The following is a 21,490-nucleotide window of genomic DNA, read 5'->3' on the forward strand; positions in this document are numbered from 1 at the left end:
ATTTCGGCTGCTTGTTTGTCCCATATCCCCCATTTCTAGCCTCAACGTCTCAGGAGGTCTGTCCAGCATGCGCAGAACCATTGCCGCGGTGACGACGGCGGGACTCGCTCTGGCACTCGCCGCGTGCGGCGGCGGCGACTCGCCCGCCCCCGCACCCGCCGCGAGCGACGGCGCGTCCGCGTCCGCCCCGGCCGCCGCCAAGACCCTCGAAGGGGTGACCGTCGAGGTCGCCGCCAAGTGGACCGGCGCCGAGCAGGCCAACTTCGAGCAGGTGCTCAAGGCGTTCGAGGCGAAGACCGGCGCCAAGGTCACCTACGCCTCCACCGGCGAGGACACCGGCGCCTACCTCGGCCCGCGCATCGAGGGCGGCAACCCGCCGGACGTCGCGATCCTGCCCCAGCCCGGCCTGGTCCAGCAGTACGCGGACCAGAAGGCGCTCAAGCCGCTCACCGCCGAGGTCCAGAAGCAGATCGACGACAACTACACCCCGTACTGGAAGGAGCTCGGCTCCGCCGACGGCCAGCCCTACGGCGTGCTGGTGAAGGCGGCCCACAAGTCGCTCATCTGGTACCGCGACCAGGCCTTCCAGGACGCCGGCGCGACGCCCCCCGCCACCTGGGACGACCTGATCAAGACCGCCCAGACGGTCGCCGACTCCGGCACCCCGCCGTTCTCCCTGTGCGGCGCCTCCGGCTGGACGCTGACCGACCTGTTCGAGAACGTCTACCTGTCCACCGCGGGTCCGGAGAACTACACCAAGCTCTCCAAGCACGAGATCCCGTGGACCGACCCCAGCGTGACCACCGCGCTGGAGAAGATCGCTCAGCTCGTCGGCAAGAAGGAGTTCCTGCTCGGCGGCTCCGCCGGTGCCCTGCAGACCGACTTCCCGACCTGCGTCACCCAGGTCTACGGCCAGGACAAGTCGGCGATGGTCATCGAGGCCGACTTCGTGGCCGTCACGGCCGAGCAGTCGGGCGCGAAGCTCGGCGAGGAGGCCAAGTACTTCCCGTTCCCGAAGGCCGGTGAGACCGAGCCGGTCGTGCTGGGCGGCGACGTCGGGGTGGCGCTGAAGGACTCCAAGGGCGCGATGGCGCTGCTGGAGTTCCTCGCCTCCAAGGAGGGCGGCGAGGTCTGGGCGAAGCTTCCCGGCTACCTCTCCCCCAACCGCAACGTCTCGCCCGACAACTACCCGGACGAGCTGACCAAGAAGCTCGCCGAGACGATCATCGCCGCCGGTGACGCCGTCCGCTACGACATGTCCGACCTGGCGCCCAGCTCCTTCGGCGGCACCGACGGCAAGGCCGAGTGGAAGTTCCTGCAGGACTTCGTCCGCGACCCCTCGGACGTCAAGGGGATCCAGACCAAGCTCGAAGACGCCGCCAAGCAGGCCTGGAAGTAAGGGAGAGCGGCCGTGACCGATCGGTTAGACGGCCCGCGGGATTCGCGCGGCGGCGACGGTGACGACGTCGCCGCCCGCGCCCCCTCCTCCGGACCGGACGACACCCAACGGCCGGCGCGGGACGCCGGCCCCGGCGCCCCCACGCCCGGCGCCGAACCCCACGAAACCCGTACGACCGGCACCGGCGGCGCCACTGACAGGGCCACTGATGGGGCCACTGACGGCGGCACCGGCGGCGCCACTGACAGGGCCACTGACAGGGCCACTGACAGGGCCACTGACGGCGGCACCGGCGGCGGCACCCCTGCGGCCGGCACCGAGGTCTCCGCGGCCCCGGTCGGCGAGGAGCCCCCGACGCCCCCGAGGCCCTCCGAGGCGGCCCCTGAGACAGCCCCCGAGACGGCCCCCGAGGCGACCACCGGCGAGGGGGACGGCCATCCGGCCCTGGCCGACGTCAGGTCGGACGACCCCGCCGCGCCGGTCGCCGAACCGGTCGCCGAGCCGGAGCTCGCGACTGCCGGGGCCGCGGCCCCGGCGGCGGCACCGGCGGCACCGGCGGCGGGGCCCGCCAAGGCCTCCCGGCTGGGGCCGTCGCCGTCGCTGGCGCTGTGGTTCCTGCTGCCGGGCGCGCTCGTGCTCGGCGTGATGGTGATCTACCCGATCATCTACTCGATCTTCCGGAGCCTCTACGACGCCAGTGGCGGCACCTTCGTCGGGACGGACAACTACGCGGCGATCTTCAGTGACTCCTCCACCCTGACCACGATCAGGAACAACCTGATCTGGGTCGCGGTGGCTCCCGCCCTGGTCACCGTGATCGGCCTCATCTTCGCGGTGCTGACCGAGCGGATCCGCTGGGCGACCGCGTTCAAGCTGGTCGTGTTCATGCCGATGGCCGTCTCGCTGATGGCCTCCGGCGTCATCTTCCGCCTGGTCTACGAGCAGGCCCCCGACCGGGGCGTGGCCAACGCCGTCATCACCTCGGTGACCGGCCTGTTCGGCTCGGACCAGGGCTATCCGGACGCCCGTCCCCGGGAGAACGACCAGTCCCCGGTCGCCCCCGCGCAGGGCGGCGGGGTGGTGGCCAAGCGGCCCGCGCAGCCGGGGCAGGCGGTGCTCCTGCCGCTCGTGGGCGTGAAGCCCGCCACCCTCGCCTCGGCCTCGGCGGCGAAGGCGGCCCAACCGGCCCCCGGCCAGCTGACCGGGACCGTCTGGTTCGACTTCACCCAGGGCGGCGGCGGCGCGGCCAACCAGGTCGACGGCACCGAGAAGGCCCTGGCCGGGATGACGGTCGAGGCGGTGCAGAACGGCGCCGTCAAGGCCACCGCCACCAGCGGGGCCGACGGCACCTTCCGCTTCACCGGGCTCGCCCCGGGCGACTACCAGGTGCGATTGCCGCAGTCGAACTTCGACGCGGCCTTCGCCGGGATCCCCTGGCTGGGCCCGGCGCTGATCACCCCGGCGATCATCGGCGCGTTCATCTGGGTGTGGGCCGGGTTCGCCATGGTGCTGATCGCGGCCGGCCTCGCGGCCATCCCGCGCGACGCGCTGGAGGCGGCCCGCATCGACGGCGCCACCGAGTGGCAGGTGTTCCGGAAGATCACCGTTCCGCTGCTCTCCCCGGTGCTGCTCGTCGTGTTCGTCACGATGATCATCAACACCCTGAAGGTCTTCGACCTGGTCTTCGTCATCGCGCCGGGATCGGTGCAGCCGCAGGCCAACGTGATCGCGCTGGAGATGTGGCGGGTCTCGTTCGGCGGAGGCAGCAACCAGGGGCTGGGCAGCGCGCTCGCCATCTTCCTGCTGATCCTCGTCCTGCCCTTCATGATCATCAACATCCGCCGGTTCAGGAGGGACAACCAGTGACGACCTCCACCCTCGGCGCACCGCCCCGCGGCGCCCTCGGCAGGATCGCGGACCGGCTGGGCGGCGGCCTGGTCCAGGTGGTACTGGTGGTGGTCGGCCTGTTCTGGCTGGTTCCCACCCTGGGCCTGTTCGTGGTCTCCATCCGCGACGAGACGGCCAACAACTCCACCGGCTGGTGGACGATCCTCACCAAGCCGGCCGAGCTGACCTTCAAGAACTACTCCGACCTGCTGGCCACCGGGTTCACCGCGTCGTTCTGGAACACCGTGTTCATCACGGTGCCCTCGACCGTCCTGGTGATCGGCATCGCCGCCATGGCCGCGTACGCCTTCGCCTGGATGGAGTTCCCCGGCAGGGACGCGCTGTTCCTGGTGGTGGTCGGACTGCTGGTGGTGCCGACCCAGATCGCGCTCATCCCGATCGCGAAGCTGTACGGCTCCGCCGGGATCTTCGGCTCCATCGCGAGCGTGGTGCTCTTCCACGTCGCCTTCGGCCTTCCCTTCGCCATCTTCCTGCTGCGCAACTTCTTCGCGGGCATCTCGCGCTCGCTGCTGGAGGCGGCGCGGATGGACGGCGCGGGGGAATGGAAGATCTTCTCCACCGTGGTGTTCCCGCTGGCCAAACCGGCGGTCGCCTCGCTCGGGATCTTCCAGTTCCTCTGGGTCTGGAACGACCTGCTCGTCTCGCTGGTCTTCGCCAACACCGAGAACCAGCCGATGACCAAGGCCCTGCAGTCCCAGATGCGGCAGTTCGGGACCAACGTGGACATTCTTGCGCCGGGGGCCTTCCTGTCGCTGATCATCCCGTTGATCCTCTTTTTCGCCTTCCAGCGGTATTTCGTCCAGGGGATGATGGCTGGCTCGGTGAAGTGAGTCACAGGGGCAGGCCCGGTGCGACGCGCGCTGTTTTCCGGCACGCGCCGTACCGGGCCTAAAACCTCGATAGGGTCCTGCCCATGGCCGCACGCCCCTTGAACGAAGTCGTGGAAGCCGGGTGGGCCAAGGCCCTCGAACCCGCCGCAGAGAAGATCGCCGAGATGGGCGAGTTCCTCCGGAAGGAGGTGGCGGAAGGCCGGCAGTACCTCCCCTCCGGCGCCAACGTGCTCCGTGCCTTCCAGCAGCCCTTCGACCAGGTCAAAGTGCTGATCGTGGGCCAGGACCCGTACCCCACGCCGGGTCACCCGATCGGCCTGAGCTTCTCGGTCGCCGCGGACGTGCGCCCGATCCCGGGCAGCCTGCGCAACATCTACAAGGAGCTCACCGAGGACCTCGGGCTGCCGATGCCGGGCAACGGCGACCTGACCCCCTGGACCGAGCAGGGCGTGCTCCTGCTCAACAGGGTGCTCACCGTCATGCCGGGCAAGCCCGCCTCGCACCGGGGCAAGGGCTGGGAGGAGGTCACCGAGCAGGCCATCAAGGCCCTCGTCGCCCGCGACAGGCCGATGGTGGCGATCCTGTGGGGACGCGACGCCCGCAACCTGCGCCCGATGCTCGGTTCCGTCCCGGCCATCGAGTCGGCCCACCCCAGCCCCCTGTCGGCCCGCAGCGGCTTCTTCGGCTCCCGCCCGTTCAGCAGGACGAACGAGCTTCTCCAGCAGCAGGGCACGACCCCGGTGGAGTGGAAGCTCCCTTAGGCAGTTCCAACCCCACCCAGGCACTAGGATTTCCACCATGAGTGATGTATCGGGCACCGAACGCTATCTGCGTCTGACCGTTGAGCTGACCGTGGAGGTGCAGGACCTCGCCGCCCTGCAAACCGCCGCGCTGAAAGAGATCAACCACCCTGACGCCGACCTGGACGACGATGAGCGTAAGGAGCAGGCCGAGCTGGTCTCGGCCGACGACACCGGCGCCAGCGCGCTGCAGTGGCTGATCGAGCCGGACCACGTCCTGGGGCTGATCGAGCATGTCGACCAGATCGAGCCCCGTGAGGCCGTGCTGGGCGTCGAGCCCTCCGACGGTCCCTCGGACGAGGATGAGGACGACGACCACGCGGGCCACGACCACGCGGGCCACGACCACAGGCACTGAGACCACAGCACCGAGACCGCGCCGTTGAGACGCGGCACCGGGGTCACGGCACCGAGAACGCCGCGCTGAGACCACGGCACTGAGAACGATCACCGCCACCCCGGCGGTGGTGGGCCTTCCCGGCCAGGCGCCCCGCCGGGAAGGTTCACCGCCGCCGGGGCTTTCTCGTTCCGGGGCTCCCGCGCCGGGACCTCCACGGGGAAGGCCCACGCGAGGAAGGCCCGGGCGGGAAAAGCCCGGGCGAGGAAGGCCCGGGCGGGAAAGGGGCGGGGGGCGGGCCTCAGCCGGCGACGATGACCTCCTCGCGGCGGGCCACCAGGGCGTCACGCCGCCGGACCAGCTCCTCGACACGAAGGTCCAGGCCGCCGACCGTACGCCTCACCCATTCGGCGACGTCCGCGACGGCCGCGCCGGTGCCCGCGATCCGGTGGTGCTTGATCGCGTCGGTGATGATGTTGTCGAAGAACATGTCGGCGAACCAGCGGGTGTCCACCTCGGGAAGCTTCGGGGTGACGTTCACGCCGATGTCGACGAGCTCCCTGGAGAAGGTGTCCAGCAACTGCTGGGCGTGCCAGGCGGCCTCGTCGGCGTTGCGCAGGTGGCCGTGCTCCACCATGTCCGCGAAGCCGCCCCCGGCCAGCATGTCCCACGTGGAGGCGCCGCGCGCGCTGCCGAGGCAGCGCAGGACCTCGCCGACCCCGTGGAACGCGTCGACCCCGGCCCGGTGGGCCTCCCGGTGCTCCGTGAGGTCGGCGCGGGTGTCGGCGAGGTGGTGACCGATCTCGATCAGCTCGCGTCCCCCGGGGGTGCCGGACGCGACCAGCCGGCGCTCCTCGCGCTCCAGCAGCGCGTCGTACTCCTCCCGCGCCGCTCCCAGCCCGGCCAGCCCCTCGTCGACGGAAGCCCGGTCCGCCCTCAGCCATTCGAGGCGGTTGCGCTGGCCCTCCAGGCGTTGCCGTACGGCCAGCGCCTCGGCGCGCTCCCTGGCGAGTCGTTCCTCCCTGGACCCGCTGAGCCCTGCCAGGAGGGCCGCGAAGCCGCCGCCCTCCAGCCTGGAGACGTCCTGCTCCTCCTTGGCGAGCTGCTCCTCAAGGTCGCCCAGGAGTGCCTCGACCTCGTCGAGCTGCACGGCCACCGCCTCGCGCCGGCTGGTCAGTTGTTCGAGCCGTCGCACCCGTTCCCGGGCGGCGAGCAGGGCGTCGGCGGCGTTGGCGGCGGTGTCGTAGGGGGTCACACCTGTGCGACGTGTGAGGGGGGCGATTCGTTCCGCCCCCTGTCGTCTCCCCTGCCCGTCCGGGCTCACTCCATGGGCACCAGTGGCGGCGGGTAACCCGGGACGCCCGAGGGGAGCCTCCAGGGCTCGTGGACCCTCCGGGTGGGCACGGTGGCGAGCTCGGGGACGTGGCGGCGGACGTACTCGCCGTCCGGGTCGTACCGCTTGGCCTGCCGGATGTAGTTGATCGGCCGGTTGGGACGGGTGTCGTTGCCGGTCCCCGCGACCCACTGCCAGTTGCCGTAGTTGTTGGCGACGTCGCCGTCGAGCAGCAGCTCGAAGAAGTGGTCGGCGCCGACGCGCCAGTCGACGCCCAGCCGCCGGACGAAGAACATGCCCGTGATCAGGCGTGCCCGGTTGTGCATCCAGCCCTCGGTGAGCAGCTGCCGCATCCCGGCGTCCACGATCGGGACCCCGGTCATGCCCTCCTTCCACGCCTGCGCCCTGTGCTCGTCGTCGCGCCACTCGTTCCCGCGCGGCCGGTAGTCGTCCCGGTTGATGCGCGGGAAGGCCCGCGTCACCTGGTAGAAGAAGTCGCGCCAGCACAGCTGCCTGATGAACTCGTCGGCTCCCCCGCGGCTCTCGCCCTCCTCCTCCAGCTCCCCCACGTCCCTCGCGTCCCCGGCGTCCCCCACGTCCCTGGCGAGCGACTCCAGCTCCAGCGGCGAGACGCACCCGAAGCGCAGGTAGGGGCTGAGCCTGGAGGTGCGGTTGCCCGCCATGTCGTCGTGGCCCTCGGCGTAGTCCTCCACGCAGTGCCTCAGCCACTGCTCCATCCTCCGGCGCCCGACGGTCTCACCGCCCCTGAACAGCTCGTACGGCTCGCGCCCCGGCTCGGGGAGCCTTCCCGCGGCCAGGCCGGCGGGGACGTGCACCATGCCCGGGGCCTTGAGCACCTCCCTGCGCGGCTGCCGGGCCCAGGCCCGCAGGTAGGGCGTGAAGACCCGGTAGTGGTCGCCTCCGCCCGACGGCCTCAGGGCGTCGGGGGGCACGATCGTCAGCCCGGGGAACATCTCGAACGCCATCCTGAGGCGTTCGCACTCCTCGGCCAGGCGCCGCTGCCTGCGTCGCGCGAGGTTGCTGACGTCCAGGCTGGTGTAGACGGCCTGAGCCCCTGTCTCCTCCGCCAGGCGCATCGTCTCGGCGACCGGGTCGCCGTGGCGCACGAGCAGGTCACCACCTCGCTCGCGGAGCGTTCCACGCAGGTCGGCGAGGCACTCGGCCAGGAATCCCCCGCGGTTTCTCGAGGGTATGGCGGGATCCACGACGAAGAGCGGTATGACATGACGTGCGCGCTCGCACGCCGCCGCGAGCGCCGGGTGGTCGTGAACCCGTAGGTCGCGGCTGAACAAAACGATCACAGTATCGGTCATGTTTCTCCTTCGGCCGGTCGCGATCCCCCGGTTGCATCCGCGGGAGGCCGGAACTCGAAAGAACGTTCAGGGAGCGACCACTCCTGTCGCCTGTCACGCTGGTATCGCGAAGAGCAGGCCTGAAATGGGATGAGATGGACGAGCAGCGTCACGTGGCAGCCGACGAGGAACCGGGGTACGGCATCGGAGCCGTCGCCCGGCGCCTCGGGGTGCCCGCCCCTACGCTGCGGACCTGGAATCTACGTTACGGCGTGGGCCCGAGCCGCCGGAGCCCGGGAGGGCACCGCCGCTACGACGCCAACGACCTGCGGCGCCTGGAGGAGATGAAGCGGCTCATCAGGAGCGGGATCCCGGCCGCCGACGCGGCACGCAGGGTCCTGCGGATCGAGATCGCCCCTCCCGCGCCTCCGGCGGAGCAGGGGCAGGAACAGGAGCGGGGCCGGGACGCCCGGTGGCCGCCCTCGAACGGGATCCCGTCCCTCACGGCCGAGCGGCTGTCGGGTGTGCCGACGGTGGCGATGCTGGCGCGGGCGGCGATGATGCTCGACAGCGGGACCGTGCACGACTGGATCGGCGCGGCGCTGGCCAGGCACGGCGTGCTGTGGACCTGGGAGCACCTGGTGACGCCGGTCTTCGAGACGATCTGCAGGCGCCAGGCCGAGAGCGGGGCGAGCATCGAGGTCGAGCACCTGTTCTCCGACCGGCTGATGGCCGCGCTGATCGGGCTCACCGAACGTCCCGCCCACCCGGCGAGCCCTCGTCCCGTACTGCTCGCCTGCGCCGAGAACGATCTCCACAGCCTGCCGGTCTACGCGCTGGCCGCCGCGCTGACCAGCGAGCACCGGGTGGAGACCCGGGTGCTGGGCGCCCGGACCCCCTACCCGGCGCTGGCGGACGCGATGCGGCGGCTGGGCCCCTCGGTGGTCTTCGTCTGGTCCCAGCTGCACGAGACCGGGAACCCCGCCCCGCTCGCGTCGCTGCCCGTGCTCCGCCCGCCGAGCCTGGTCGTCGCCGGCGGCGGGGGCTGGTGGGACGACCTGCCCGCGTCCATCCCGCGCGTCGCGTCGTTCAACGACGCCCTCAGCCGCGTCGTCACCGCCGCCCTGGCCTGACGCCCCCTCGGTAAGCGTCGTTCCAGGACGCCCTCACCGCCGTCCTGGCCTGACCCCCTTCCGGTACGTGTCGTTCCAGGACGCCCTCACCGCCATCCCCGTCTGCCCCTTTTCGACAGGTCAGGTGAGTCACCGGCCCCTGCCCACCCGCGCCCGCCCGGGCCTCCGCGGCCCTCATGACCTTCGTGTCGCTCACCCGTCGCTTGCGATCACTGCCACAGAGCGAGTATGAATAAGTTTTGAGTAGCTTTTCTCGGTAAGAGGAGGCATCATGACAGACCCCCTGAACACCCGGTTCGCCGAGGGCGATGAGGCGGCGCTGGTCGAGTGCTTCCGGGCCCACGGGCCCCTCATCCGCTCCTACCTGCGACGATTCGTTCGGCCTCAGGACGTGGAGGACCTTCAGCAGATCGTGTTCGCGGAGGTCTGGCGTTCCCGGCACCGCTTCGACCCGGCGCGCAGCCTCCCCGCCTGGATGCTCGGCATCGCCCACAAGCGCGCGGTCGACCAGTTGCGGGTACGCACCCTGCAGACCGTGCCGCTGGACGTCATCGCGGATCCCGCCGGTGCCGACGGCCGGGCCGACGGCGACGGGCTGGCGGAGCGCGACCAGGTGCAGCGGGCGCTGGCCAAGCTGCCCGAGCCGCAGCGCCAGGCGATCGAGCTGGCCTACTACGGCGACCTGACCCAGCGGGAGATCGCCGAGAAGCTGAGCGTCCCGCTGGGAACGATCAAGGCACGTACGGCACGCGGCCTGCGCCGCCTGTCGGGCATCCTCGACACGGCCGCCACGGGCGGCTGGGATGCCGAGCCCCGCCGGGCCGGGGTGACCGTCGCGCGTGGCGCGAGTGGCACGCGGGCGATGGGCAGGGTGAGCACGATGAGCGAGACCAAGAGGACCGGCAGGACCGGCGGGACCGGCGAGGCGGGCGGGCAGGTCGTCAGGCCGAGGATCGCGGTGTCCAGCTGCCTGATGGGCGAGCCGGTCCGGTTCGACGGCGGGCACTGCCGCGACCGGTTCCTCAACGGCGAGCTCGACAAGCACGTCGAGTGGGTGCACATCTGCCCGGAGATGGAGATCGGCCTCGGCAGCCCGCGCGAGACCCTCCGCCTGGAGCGCTCACCAGACTCACCGGACGGGACGCGGCTGATCTCCAGGAAGAGCCGGGTGGACCTCACCGACCGGATGACCGCCCTCGCCGAGGAGCGGATCCCGGCCCTGCACGAGGTGGACGGCTATGTCTTCAAGTCCAGGAGCCCCAGCTGCGGGGTGAACGGCATCCCCGTCCACGCCGGGGGCACGACCGTGGACCGCAAGGGCACCGGGGTGTTCGCCTCCGCGGTCCTCGACGCCCACCCGCTGCTGCCCGTCGAGGACGAGGGCCGGCTCCACGACGCCCTGCTCCGCGAGACCTTCGTGGAACGGATCTTCGCCCGCGCCCGGCTCCGCGCGCTGCTGGAGAGCGACTGGCGCCCCCGTGACCTGGTCTCCTTCCACGCCCGGCACAAGATGCAGATGCTGGCCCACAATCCCGCGGCCTTCCGGGAGGCGGGGCGGGTGGTGGCCAGGGCGGGCTCCCGGCCCCGCGAGGAGCTGGCCACCGACTACGCCCACGTCTTCGGCACGGTCTTCGCCGCCAAGGCGAGCATCGGCCGGCACGTCAACGTCCTGCAGCACTGCGTGGGCATGGTGGGCGACGCGCTCGACCCGGTGCGCCGGGCCGACCTCGCGGAGGTCATCGCCTCCTACCAGGCCGGGCAGGTGGCGCTGAGCGTCCCGGCGACCCTGATCCGCCACCACGCCCAGGGCCTGGCCGCCGCCTACGTGCGGGACCAGACCTACTTCTCGCCGTACCCCGAGGATCTCCGGCTGCGCAACCACGTGCCCGTCTGACCATCGTGAGGGAGCGGCTCGTCATGAAGGGGCGGCTCGTCATGAAGGGGCGGCCCGTCGTGAGGGAGCGGCTCAGAGGGCCGGGTCCAGTCTCACCACCGCGAGGGAGCGAGGGGGCAGGAACAGCTCCTCCCCCTCCGTCGTCGCCGACGGGTCGGAGGCGAGCAGGATGTGGCCGGGCGCGAACCGGCCCGTCCCGAGCTTGACCGTGAGCGCGACCGGGCCGAGGTTGGCCGCCACCCTGAGCCCGCCCCGGTGCACGACCAGCCAGGACTCGCCGTGGTCGACCCGCACCCGCTCCAGCCTGGGGTCGGTCAGCTCGGGGTGGGCGCGGCGCAGCGTGATCAGGGCGCGGTACCAGTCGAGGTGCGCCCGGTGGGCGTCGTCGTCCAGCTCGCTCCAGTCGAGCTTGGAGCGCAGGAACGTCATCTCCTCGCCGGGGTCGGGCGCCTTCTCCGCCCAGTCGTCGTAGCCGAAGCCGACGAACTCCCGCCGCCGCCGGTCGCCCTCGCCCTCGCGCAGCTGCGGCTCGACGTGGTCGGTGAAGAACAGGAACGGCGCCCGCGTCCCCCACTCCTCCCCCATGAACAGCATGGGGGTGAACGGCGAGGTCAGCAGGAGGCCCGCGGCCAGCCGGAGCGCCTCGGGCTCCATCCGGTCACCCTCGGCCCGGTTGCCGATCTGGTCGTGGTTCTGCGCGCAGCACACGAAGCGGTAGCCGGGCACGTGGGTCGCCGGGCGGCCGTGGGAGCGGCCCCTGAAGGACGAGTAGGTCCCGTCGTGGTAGTAGGCGCGGGTCAGCACCTTGGGCAGGGCGCCGTAGAAGTCGTCGTAGTAGCCGTGCCGCTCGCCGGTCACCGCCACGTGCAGGGCGTGGTGGACGTCGTCGTTCCAGGCCGCCGCCAGCCCGAACCCGCCCGCCTCGCGCGAGGTCATCAGCCGGGGGTCGTTGAGGTCGGACTCGGCGATGAGCGTGAGCGGCCTGCCCACGGCCGCCGACAGCACCTCCGTCTCGGCGGCGATCTCCTCCAGCAGGTGCACGGCCCGGTCGTCGTGCAGGGCGTGCACGGCGTCCAGCCGCAGGCCGTCGACGTGGTAGTCGCGCAGCCACTGCAGCGCGTTGCCGACGAAGTAGGCGCGCACCTCGTCGGAGCCGGGACCGTCCAGGTTGACGGCCTGCCCCCAGAAGGAGGAGGCGCTGGAGTGGAAGTAGGGGCCGAAGGGGGCCAGGAAGTTCCCGGAGGGCCCGAGGTGGTTGTAGACGACGTCGAGGATCACGCCGAGCCCGCGCCGGTGGCAGGCGTCCACGAAGCGCTTGAACCCGTCGGGACCGCCGTAGGTCTCGGTGACGGCCCACAGGTCCACGCCGTCGTAGCCCCAGTTGCGCCCGCCGGGCACCGGCGGCACCGGCATGACCTCCACGAAGTCGACGCCGAGCTCCGCCAGGTGCTCCAGCTTGCCGATCGCCGCGTCGAAGGTGCCCTCGGGGGTGAAGGTGCCGATGTGCAGCTCGTAGATGACCGCGCCCGGCAGGTCACGCCCCTTCCACAGGGCGTCGCCCCACTCGAAGCGGCCGTGGTCGTAGACCCGGCTCGGCCCGAAGATGCCCTCGGGCTGCCAGCGGGTCCTGGGGTCGGGCAGCGCCTCGCCCCCGTCCAGCCGGAACCGGTAGTCGGTGCCGTGCCCGGCGCCGGACACCTCAGCCGTCCACCAGCCGCCCCCGGCGGACGACATCGGGTAGCGGACCTCGCCGATCTCCACGTCCACCGCCGTCGCCGCCGGCGCCCATACCTCGAACATCGGTCAGTCCCTTTCCAGAAGCGCGACAGGGTGGACGGACAGCAGGTGGGCCAGCGGGATGCGGCCGGTGTGCTCGGTGCCGGACAGCAGGTCCCGCCACGTGCCGCGCGGCAGGGTGAGCGTGGTGCTCCCCCAGCCGCCGCGGCGCTCCAGGCCGACGGGCAGCCGGGTGGCCACCGTCACGGCCCGCTCCCCCCTGGCGAAGGCGATCGCGTGCTCCCCGGCCTCGATCGGGACGTACGGCGCCTCGGGGTCCAGCCTCCGGCGCAGGTCCAAGGCCCGGGCGGTGACCGCCAGCTTGGCCTCGTCCCACGACAGGCTGCCGGTGGCGGCGGGGCTCGGATGCTCCTCGTCCGGGTGGGCCTGGCTCGCGTGGGCCTGGGCCGAGGACAGCATCCGCCGGCGCAGCGGGAAGTCGACCGGGCGCCGGTTGTCCGGGTCGACCAGGGAGAAGTCGGTGATCTCGTTGCCCCAGTACAGGTCGGGCACGCCGGGCAGCATGAGCTGGACGAGCTTCTGGCCCAGCGAGTTGGACCTGGCGTACGGCTCGATCCGCGCGGCGAACTCCGCGACCGAGGCGCCGCACTCCTCGACGGCCCGGCCGACGAAGTCGCGGATGCCGCGCTCGTAGGCCGGGTCGGGGGTGGCCCAGGAGATCGAGGTCTTGGCCTCGCGGGCCGCCTTGAACAGGTAGTCGAAGAACCTGTCGGGCCCGATCGGCCAGGAGGCCATCAGGTTCTGCCAGGCCAGGTAGTCGAGGGCCGGGTCGAAGGAGACCTTCGAGGACCACTCGCCGACCGCCGCCGCCCACTCCTCCGGCAGCTCGGACAGTACGGCCAGCCTGGCCCGTACGTCCTCGGAGCGCTTGGTGTCGTGCGTGGAGAGGGTCGTCATCGTGCCCGGCGACATCTCCCGGCAGAACGCGTGGAACTCCTCGACCGGCCCGCCGAACCGGTCGGGCTCGCCGCCCACCTCGTTGAGGCAGGACAGGGGGTACCAGCGGTAGAGGGCGGTGTCCTCGACGCCCTTGGCCATCACCGGACCGCAGGTCTGCTGGAAGCGGGTGACCGCCTCGGCGGGGCCGTTCAGGACCCGCTCGACGACCTCCGCCACCGGGGCGCCCTCGGGCAGCCGCCCGGCGGCGACCCGCCCGGCCTCCTCGACGATCCGCGCCGAGACCTCGGGCACCGGCTCGCCCGGCACCGCGTAGGCCCGGTAGACCGGCATCGCGGCGAGCAGCTCCACCAGCGTCCGCCGGTCGGAGCCGACGACGGCGTGCAGCCGGTCGATCTCCGCGCCGAAGAACAGGTTCAGGACCTCGGCCTTGGACTCGCGGACCACGGCGGCGTAGTCGTCGCGCACCCCGGTCTGCTGGGCGAACAGCTCGACCAGCGGCTCCTTGCCCGCCGGGTCGACGAACAGCCCGGTGATCCGGTTGAGCGTGTCGTAGCCGGTGGTGCCGTCGCACTCCCAGTCGGCGGGCAGCCGCTCGGAGCCGACCAGGATCTTCTCCGCCACGGTCCACACGCCCGAGCTCTCGCGCAGCCGCGCCAGGTAGCCGCGCGGCTCGGCGAGCCCGTCGGGGTGGTCCACCCGCAGCCCCTGGATCACCCCCTCCTTGACGAGCGAGAGGATGACGGCGTGCGTGGCGTCGAACACCTCGGGGTCCTCGACCCGCACCCCGATCAGCGAGGACACGTCGAAGAACCTGCGGTAGCCGGGCCCGCGACGCCAGTCGACGAGCCGGTAGTGCGTGTCGGGCAGCGGGAACTCGTGGTCGTGGTAGCGCAGCACGTCGCCGTCGGCCACCGCCTCGCCCGAGTCGCCGAGCACCGGCATGTTCACCCTGCCGCCGCCCCCCTCTTCGCCCTCGACGGACCAGTCGATGTCGAACCACGACGCGTACGGCGACTCCGGCCCGTCCTTGAGCACCGACCACAGCTGGGCGTTGCCCGACTCGGGCACCGGGATCGTCATGTGGTTGGGCACGATGTCGACGACGATGCCGATCCCGTGCTGGGCCAGCGTCGCCGACAGCTCCCGCAGCCCCTCGACGCCGCCGAACTCCTCGCGGACGCGCGAGTGGTCGGTCACGTCGTAGCCGTGCCGCGACTCCGGCACGGCCTGCAGGATCGGCGACAGGTAGACGTGGCTCACCCCCAGGTCCCGCAGGTACGGGGCGAGCTCGGCCGCCTTCTCGAACCCGAAGTCGGGGGTCAGCTGCAACCGGTAGGTCGACAGCGGCACCCCGTACGAGCCCGGCGGCGGCGGGGGCGCGGGCACCTCCTCGGCGAGCACCGCGAGCTCGGGGACGTCCCCGCCGGTCCCGGCCCCGAGTACGGGGTCGGGCACGAGCTCGTCATGGGCGACCTGCGGCGGGACGGCGGCGGGCGGGGTGTCGGGCAGCGGGTCCGGCGGCATGCCGGGGCCCGGGTCGGGAACCGGGTCCGGGGCGGGGCCCGGCAGAGGTCCGGGCTCGGGCACCGACTCCGGGGGGACGATCCCGGGCGCGGGCTCCAGCGGGGCGGGCTCGGGGACGGGCTGGGTCACGGGCTCAGACACGGCGCAACACCCTCACCGAACGGCCGACCACCGGCACGCTCTCTCCGGCCCGGCAGACCCGGGTGTCCACCGTGATCGGCATGGCCGTGTCGATCTCCGTCAGCCACATCTCGCCGTAGTCCTTCGGAAGCGTGAACTTGATGACGTCGTGGTGGGCGTTGAACAGCAGCAGGAACGAGTCGTCGACGATCTGGCGGCCCCGGCGGTCGGGCTCGGTGATGGCCTCGCCGTTCAGGAAGACGGCCAGCGATTTGGCGTACCCCACGTTCCAGTCGGCGTCGGTCATCTTCTCCCCTCTCGGAGTGAGCCAGGCGATGTCGCTGAGGTTCTCCTCCGAACCGCGTACCGGCCGCCCGTAGAAGAACCGGCGCCGCCGGAAGACCGGGTGGTCGGCGCGGAGCTTGGCCAGCCGCCGGGTGAACTCCAGCAGCAGCCAGTTCTCCCTGATGTCGGACCAGTCGACCCAGCTCAGCTCGTTGTCCTGGCAGTACACGTTGTTGTTGCCCCGCTGGGTGCGGCCCAACTCGTCGCCGTGGGAGATCATCGGGACGCCCTGGGACAGGAACAGCGTGGTCAGGAAGTTGCGTTTCTGCTGCTCGCGCAGGGACTCGATCGCCAGCGAGGCGGGCCCCTCCTCGCCGCAGTTCCAGGAGCGGTTGTCGTCGGCGCCGTCGCGGTTGTCCTCGCCGTTGGCCTCGTTGTGCTTGTTGTTGTACGAGACGAGGTCCTGCAGGCTGAAGCCGTCGTGGCAGGTGACGAAGTTGATGGAAGCGGCCGGGCGGCGGCTGTCGTCCTGGTAGAGGTCGCTGGAGCCGGTCAGCCGGGACGCGAACTCGGGCAGCGAGGCGGGCTCGCCCCGCCACAGGTCGCGGATCGTGTCGCGGTACATGCCGTTCCACTCGGTCCACCTGGCGGGGAAGTTTCCCACCTGGTAGCCGCCGGGGCCGACGTCCCACGGCTCGGCGATGAGCTTGACCTGCGACAGCACCGGGTCCTGCTGGACCAGGTCGAAGAAGGCGCTCAGCCGGTCGACCTCGTGCAGCTCGCGCGCCAGCGTCGAGGCCAGGTCGAACCTGAAGCCGTCGACGTGCATCTCGATGACCCAGTAGCGGAGCGAGTCCATGATCATCTGAAGCACGTGCGGGGAGCGCATGAACAGGCTGTTGCCGGTGCCCGTGGTGTCCATGTAGTACCGCTTGTCGCTGTCGACCAGGCGGTAGTAGTCGGCGTTGTCGATGCCGCGCATGCTCAGCGTCGGGCCCAGGTGGTTGCCCTCGGCCGTGTGGTTGTAGACCACGTCGAGGATGACCTCGATGTTCGCCTCGTGCAGGGCCTTGACCATGGCCTTGAACTCCAGCACCTGCCCGCCGCGCTGCCCCGTGCTGGAGTAGGCGTTGTGCGGCGCAAAGAACCCGATGCTGTTGTAGCCCCAGTAGTTCGTCAGCCCCCGCTCGGCGAGGACGTGGTCGGTGACGAACTGGTGCACCGGCATGAGCTCGATCGCCGTCACCCCGAGGGCGGTCAGGTGATCGATGATCTCCGGGTGGCCGATCGCGGCGTACGTGCCGCGGATCCGCTCGGGGATCTTCGGGTGGTTGATCGTCAGGCCCTTGACGTGCGCCTCGTAGATCACCGTGTTGTGGTACGGCGTGCTCGGCGGCCGGTCGTGCCCCCACCCGAAGAACGGGTTGATCACGATCGAGCGCGGCATGAACGGGGCCGAGTCGGCGTCGTTGCGGCTGTCGGGCTGGCCGAAGCGGTAGCCGTACACCGCCTCGTCCCAGTTCACGTCCCCCTCGACCGCCTTGGCGTACGGGTCGAGCAGGAGCTTGGCGGGATTGCACCGATGCCCTCTCGGCGGGTCGTACGGGCCGTGCACGCGGTAGCCGTACCGCTGCCCGGGGCCGACGCCCGGCAGGTATCCGTGCCAGACGAAGCCCTCACACTCGGTGAAGGTGACCCTGGTCTCCTTGTTCTCCTCGTCGAACAGGCACAGCTCGACGCGTTCCGCGGCCTCGGTGAAAAGCGCGAAGTTGGTTCCCGCGCCGTCGTAGGTGGCCCCGAGTGGGTAGGGGTCACCCGGCCAGATCTCGATCATCAGTCCCTCTTGAGCGTGGAGACCTCCGCCTTGAGGCGGAGGGGAGAACACGGCACGACGCCGTACTGCGGATTCCTCTCGGAAGTCTGAGCCAACTCGGCCGGTGGGAAGAGGAGGTCAACGCGCCGCCTTACGGCGGTGGAGAAATATGCCCCATGTTCGCCTGGCCATGCGCACATTCCCACTCCTGTGACGGTGATCTCAGATCCCGGCGACGACATGCGTCGACCGAGCGTAGATCAGACCGGGGTGGAGATGTCCACCACCAGGCCGTTGGGGTCGAGCAGCAGGCAGCTGCGCTGGCCGTAGAACTGGTCGCGCGGTGCCGCGACGACCGTCAGCCCGAGGGCTTCGGCCCGCTTGTGGACGGTGTCCACGTCGTCGACCACGACGGTCAGGATCGTGCCCGCCGGCCTCTGGCGGTACGTCTCGGGAATCAGCTCGTGGTCCCTGCGCCAGACCGCCACCTCCAGGGCCGGGTTGCCGGGTGCCGAGAGGTGCACGTACCAGTCCTCCTCGAAGTTGACCTGGAAGCCGAGCAGCTCGGTGAAGAAGTCCCTGGTCTCGGCCAGACGGTCGGACAGGATGTTGGTCACCACACGGTTGACGGCCACGCGTGCTCCTCACTCCTCCTGGCCCCCGGCCACGGATGTCCTCAGGCCTGTCCTCCTAACCCACTCGTCGCAGACGAAACGTGCCGGACGGCGCACGGGGCCACGGGGCGTCGCGGCCGATCACGCCCCCGGCGGGCGGAGCGTCTTGCCCAGCGCGCGGAGCGCGGGCTCGTGGACGCGCAGCCCCGCCCCGGCGGCGAACACCTCGGCGGCCCGCAGATGGCCCTCCGCCAGCCCCCTGTCGCCGCCGAGCAAGGCCAGCCTGGCCAGGCACAGGTCGGTCAGCGACCAGCCCAGCAACCGGCCCGCGTGCGGGGCGAGCCTGCCGTACAGGATCCTCCCCGCCTCCTCGTCGCCGAGCGCCGCGCAGATCTCGCTGACGGCGTCCGGGACGAACCGGTAGGCCAGCTCGGGACCTATCGCCGCGAAACCGTCGCGGGCGAGGTCGGCGAAGTCGTCACGCGCCTCGGCCGTCCTGCCCAGGTCGATCAGGGCCAGGCAGCGCAGGATCCGCCAGGGCTTCTGGCCGGGACGGCGGGCCAGCATCTCGTCGGCCAGCGCGAGCGCCTCGCCCGCCCTGCCCGGCTCGCCCGCCCTGTCCAGCGCGTGCCCCCCGCCCGATCCGTGAACCCCGCCCGGCCCATGAAGATCGTTCCGCAGGGAAAGGAAGCGGAACACCTCCCGCCGCAGCGACGCGTCGTCGCGGCCCAGCGCCCCCTCGGGATGGGCCGCGCCGGACACCTCGGCCGCGGCGAGCGCGTCGGCGAAGCGCCCGGACAGGTAGGCCCGGACCGCGGTCTGCCAGGCGGCCAGGCTCACCATCGAGGGAAGCCTGAGCCGCTCCGCGGTCTCCCGCAGCCAGGCCAGCAGCTCCCCGGCCCGCCCGGCGGCCCCCCGGGCGACCAGCTCGACGTACTCGTTCTCCCTGCCGATCCACTCGACGGCCAGGTCGCCGGTGCGGCGGCCGATCTCCACGATCTCGCCGACGACCGCCCCGTGGCGCTCGTGGTCGTGGCCGGACCGCAGCAGGATCTCCAGGGCGATCAGCGTCCTGGCCAGGGTCCGGTCGTCACCGGCGAGGCGGGCCAGCCGCACCGCCTCCCCCGCCATCTCCACGCTCCGCTCGACGGGCCGTACCGTGGAGCCGGTCAGCGCGGCGGCGGCGAGCAGCTGGGCCCGCCACGGCGAGTCTCCGGCCAGGTCCGAGGCGAGGACCCGGTCGATGCGCCCGGCCAGCCGGTCGATGCCGGTCATCTCCTCGTACATGGCCAGATAGATCGGGTCGGAGAACCCCAGCGCCGCCCTGGCCAGCCGGCTGTCGTCGCCGAGCCGTTCGGCGATCTCCGCGGTGGCCTCCAGCGAGGCGTGGGCCGCGGCGCTCATCCCCGCCGAGGCCTGCGCCTCGGCCAGGTCGAGCAGGAGGTCGCAGCGGAGCGCGTCGTCGGGCTCCGGCAGCCGGTCGGTCATCGCGATCGCCCGCTCCAGGTTCTCCACGGCGTCCTCGTGGGCGAACTGCGCGGTCGCCTGGGCCGCCGCGCGCCGGGTGTAGCCGATGGCCCTGCCCGCCGTCCGGGGGTCCAGCAGGCCCTCGCGGTAGTGGTGGGCGATCTCGGTCAGGCGCGTCCCGCTCCGCTCCTCCAGCACCTCGGCGATCCGCGCGTGCAGCCTCCTGCGGCGCAGCGGCGGCAGCGCCTCGCGCAGCACGTCGCGGACGATGTCGTGGACGAAGCGGCAGCTCGGCCCGTCCCCCTCGACCAGCAGCCGGGCCCCCACGGCGGCGTCGACGATGTCGAGGACCCGCTCCTCGGGCAGTCCCGCCACGCGCGTCAGGACGTCGGTCGCCGCCTCCCTGCCGAGCAGCGCCGCGACGGTCAGCACCTCCTCGGTGCCGGACGGCAGCCCGGCCATCCGGCCGCGCACGACGTCCGACAGCGCCTCGGGGGTCTCCCCCAGCTGCAGCACCTCACCCAGGAAGAACGGGTTGCCCGCGGTCAGCCTGCCCATCTCCGCGGCCAGGGCGGGGTCGGCGCCCGCCCGTCCCAGGTACTCGCGGATCTCCTCCTCGGCCAGGCCGCGCAGCAGGAGCCTGCGCACGTGCGGCAGCCGCAGCAGCGCGCCCAGGGCCCGCTCCAGCGGCTCGCCGGGGCGCACGCCGGTGTCGCGGTACGTGGCCACGACGGTCAGCTCGGGACAGAGCCGGGTGGAGGCCAGGAACTCCAGCAGCCGCAGCGACGAGGTGTCCGCCCACTGCAGGTCGTCGAGGACCACCAGGACCCGGCCGTGCTCGTTCAGCAGCCGGGCGAACGCCTCGTACAACGCGAACTGCCCGGCCTGCCCGGCCTGCCCGGCTCCGGGACCGCCTCCGGCCCCGGCCAGCCGAGCCAGCTCGCCGTCCCTGCCGACCAGGTCCCGCACGGCCTGCGTCCAGGGCCAGAAGGGCGGCGCGCCGGTGCCGTCCCAGCAGCGGCCCCACACCACCCGCCGGCCCCGCGCCCGCGCCACCTCGGCGGCCCGCTCGGCCAGGCTGGTCTTGCCGATGCCGGGCTCCCCGGCGAGCAGCACCACCCGGTGCCCGTCACCGGCGACCGCCCGCTCCAGCACCTCCGTCTCGGCGTCCCTGCCGACCAGCCCGGAGCTCTCCGCCATCGGTCCGGTCCCCACCGTGACGCGGGGCGTCAGCGCGGCGTCCTGGCCGAGGATGCGCCGTTCCATCTCCCTGGACCGGGGGTCGGGGTCCAGCCCCATGTCCTCCATCAGCAGCCGGCGTCCCTCGGCGAGCACGCCGAGCGCGTCGGCCTGCCGTCCCGCCTGGTAGAGCGCGTGGGCGGCGAGCACCCGCAGCCGCTCCCTGAACGGGTGGGCGCCGACCAGGTGGGCCAGCCCGCCCGTCAGCGCCGCCCCCCGGCCGAGCGCGAGCTCCGCCTCGGCCAGGTCCTCCTCGATCGTGAGCCGCAGCTCGGCCAGGCGCGCGCTCTCCTCCACCGCCCAGGAGGTGCCGGAGAGGTCCGCGAGCGGCTCCCCGCGCCACTCCCCCAGCGCCAGCCGCAGCTCCCTGGCCGCCCCCTCGTGGTCGCCCCCGGCCCCCAGGCTCCTGCCGCCGGCCGCGTGCGCCCGCACCCGGCCCAGGTCGACAGCGCCGCCGGGGACGTCCAGCGCGTAGCCCCCCGGCCTGCTGACCAGGATCGCCGGTGGCACGTTCCTCGTCCTGCCCGGCTCGAAGACGCGGCGGAGCTTGGAGACGTACGCCTGCACGGTGTTGAGCGCGCCCGGCGGGGGGCCGCCCTCCCAGAGCGCGTCGATCATCCGGTTCGGGCCGACCGGCCGCGGGGCGGCGAGGACGCACATGGCCAGCACCAGCCGCTGCTGGTAGGGGCCGATGTCCAGTGCCGCCCCGCCGTCGGCGAACGCCTCGACCGGGCCCAGCACACGAAAGTCCATCCGGCCACCTCGCTCGCGAACTGCGCCGATA

At 72.0% G+C, this 21,490-nt stretch carries 14 protein-coding genes and 1 pseudogene; 8 read left to right on the forward strand and 7 right to left on the reverse strand.

What is annotated here, in order from left to right; translation table 11 throughout:
* Window positions 1–67: 67 nt before the first annotated feature.
* The 5 genes from AC5L38_RS23920 to AC5L38_RS23940 all read left to right on the forward strand — a co-directional run bounded on the left by AC5L38_RS23920 (window position 68) and on the right by AC5L38_RS23940 (window position 5,295).
* Window positions 68–1,399 (forward strand): ABC transporter substrate-binding protein, encoded by a 1,332-nt coding sequence (locus tag AC5L38_RS23920; protein WP_495245040.1) that lies wholly within the window; start codon window positions 68–70, stop codon window positions 1,397–1,399.
* A 645-nt stretch (window positions 1,400–2,044) separates the two neighbouring features.
* Window positions 2,045–3,265: an ABC transporter permease gene (locus AC5L38_RS23925; RefSeq protein ID WP_495245066.1), complete on the forward strand. Its 1,221-nt coding sequence runs from the start codon at window positions 2,045–2,047 to the stop codon at window positions 3,263–3,265.
* Window positions 3,262–4,137, forward strand: coding sequence for a carbohydrate ABC transporter permease (locus AC5L38_RS23930; protein ID WP_495245041.1), 876 nt, complete (start codon window positions 3,262–3,264; stop codon window positions 4,135–4,137). The genes AC5L38_RS23925 and AC5L38_RS23930 overlap by 4 nt, the downstream gene beginning before the upstream one ends.
* An 83-nt stretch (window positions 4,138–4,220) precedes the next feature.
* On the forward strand, window positions 4,221–4,898 hold the full coding sequence (locus AC5L38_RS23935; RefSeq protein ID WP_495245042.1) for a uracil-DNA glycosylase: 678 nt from the start codon (window positions 4,221–4,223) through the stop codon (window positions 4,896–4,898).
* Window positions 4,899–4,935: 37 nt separating this feature from the next.
* A complete protein-coding gene (locus AC5L38_RS23940; RefSeq protein ID WP_362863939.1) occupies window positions 4,936–5,295 on the forward strand; it encodes a hypothetical protein in 360 nt (119 codons plus the stop codon).
* A gap of 280 nt (window positions 5,296–5,575) precedes the next feature.
* On the opposite strand, the gene AC5L38_RS23945 is transcribed toward AC5L38_RS23940, so the two are convergent.
* Together AC5L38_RS23945 and AC5L38_RS23950 are read right to left on the reverse strand one after the other, a co-directional pair.
* Window positions 5,576–6,529, reverse strand: coding sequence for a hypothetical protein (locus AC5L38_RS23945; protein WP_495245043.1), 954 nt, complete (start codon window positions 6,527–6,529; stop codon window positions 5,576–5,578).
* 65 nt (window positions 6,530–6,594) lie between these two features.
* The gene (locus AC5L38_RS23950; protein WP_495245044.1) at window positions 6,595–7,941 is read right to left on the reverse strand and encodes a cryptochrome/photolyase family protein; all 1,347 of its coding nucleotides are present in this window, start codon (window positions 7,939–7,941) and stop codon (window positions 6,595–6,597) included.
* Between the two features lie 134 nt (window positions 7,942–8,075).
* On the opposite strand from AC5L38_RS23950, the gene AC5L38_RS23955 reads away from it, so the two are divergent.
* From AC5L38_RS23955 to AC5L38_RS23965, 3 genes and pseudogenes are all read left to right on the forward strand, one after another.
* Window positions 8,076–9,053, forward strand: coding sequence for a MerR family transcriptional regulator (locus AC5L38_RS23955; protein WP_495245045.1), 978 nt, complete (start codon window positions 8,076–8,078; stop codon window positions 9,051–9,053).
* A gap of 271 nt (window positions 9,054–9,324) precedes the next feature.
* Window positions 9,325–9,810 (forward strand): annotated as a pseudogene (locus AC5L38_RS23960) (RNA polymerase sigma factor); the annotation flags it as partial.
* 123 nt (window positions 9,811–9,933) lie between these two features.
* Entirely contained in the window at window positions 9,934–10,947 is a 1,014-nt protein-coding gene (locus AC5L38_RS23965) for a YbgA family protein (RefSeq protein ID WP_495245067.1), read from the forward strand.
* A 72-nt stretch (window positions 10,948–11,019) separates the two neighbouring features.
* On the opposite strand, the gene treZ is transcribed toward AC5L38_RS23965, so the two are convergent.
* From treZ to AC5L38_RS23990, 5 genes are all read right to left on the reverse strand, one after another.
* On the reverse strand, window positions 11,020–12,747 hold the full coding sequence (gene treZ, locus AC5L38_RS23970) for a malto-oligosyltrehalose trehalohydrolase (protein WP_495245046.1): 1,728 nt from the start codon (window positions 12,745–12,747) through the stop codon (window positions 11,020–11,022).
* Window positions 12,748–12,750: 3 nt separating this feature from the next.
* Window positions 12,751–15,309: a malto-oligosyltrehalose synthase gene (gene treY, locus AC5L38_RS23975; protein WP_495245047.1), complete on the reverse strand. Its 2,559-nt coding sequence runs from the start codon at window positions 15,307–15,309 to the stop codon at window positions 12,751–12,753.
* On the reverse strand, window positions 15,302–17,407 hold the full coding sequence (gene glgX, locus AC5L38_RS23980; RefSeq protein ID WP_495245048.1) for a glycogen debranching protein GlgX: 2,106 nt from the start codon (window positions 17,405–17,407) through the stop codon (window positions 15,302–15,304). The genes treY and glgX overlap by 8 nt, the downstream gene beginning before the upstream one ends.
* Window positions 17,408–17,646: 239 nt before the next feature.
* Window positions 17,647–18,021, reverse strand: coding sequence for a VOC family protein (locus AC5L38_RS23985; protein WP_495245049.1), 375 nt, complete (start codon window positions 18,019–18,021; stop codon window positions 17,647–17,649).
* Between the two features lie 120 nt (window positions 18,022–18,141).
* The gene (locus AC5L38_RS23990; protein WP_495245050.1) at window positions 18,142–21,459 is read right to left on the reverse strand and encodes an ATP-binding protein; all 3,318 of its coding nucleotides are present in this window, start codon (window positions 21,457–21,459) and stop codon (window positions 18,142–18,144) included.
* Between the last annotated feature and the right edge of the window lie 31 nt (window positions 21,460–21,490).

Source organism: Streptosporangium nanhuense (assembly GCF_059358815.1).

Excerpts from the sequence above, each read along its gene's own strand:
- treZ (WP_495245046.1), bottom strand. The coding sequence starts at position 12,747 with ATGTTCGAGGTATGGGCGCCGGCGGCGACGGCGGTGGACGTGGAGATC.
- AC5L38_RS23935 (WP_495245042.1), top strand. The coding sequence starts at position 4,221 with ATGGCCGCACGCCCCTTGAACGAAGTCGTGGAAGCCGGGTGGGCCAAG.
- AC5L38_RS23990 (WP_495245050.1), bottom strand. The coding sequence starts at position 21,459 with ATGGACTTTCGTGTGCTGGGCCCGGTCGAGGCGTTCGCCGACGGCGGG.
- glgX (WP_495245048.1), bottom strand. The coding sequence starts at position 17,407 with ATGATCGAGATCTGGCCGGGTGACCCCTACCCACTCGGGGCCACCTAC.
- AC5L38_RS23965 (WP_495245067.1), top strand. The coding sequence starts at position 9,934 with ATGAGCGAGACCAAGAGGACCGGCAGGACCGGCGGGACCGGCGAGGCG.
- AC5L38_RS23950 (WP_495245044.1), bottom strand. The coding sequence starts at position 7,941 with ATGACCGATACTGTGATCGTTTTGTTCAGCCGCGACCTACGGGTTCAC.
- AC5L38_RS23940 (WP_362863939.1), top strand. The coding sequence starts at position 4,936 with ATGAGTGATGTATCGGGCACCGAACGCTATCTGCGTCTGACCGTTGAG.
- AC5L38_RS23920 (WP_495245040.1), top strand. The coding sequence starts at position 68 with ATGCGCAGAACCATTGCCGCGGTGACGACGGCGGGACTCGCTCTGGCA.
- AC5L38_RS23955 (WP_495245045.1), top strand. The coding sequence starts at position 8,076 with ATGGACGAGCAGCGTCACGTGGCAGCCGACGAGGAACCGGGGTACGGC.
- AC5L38_RS23925 (WP_495245066.1), top strand. The coding sequence starts at position 2,045 with ATGGTGATCTACCCGATCATCTACTCGATCTTCCGGAGCCTCTACGAC.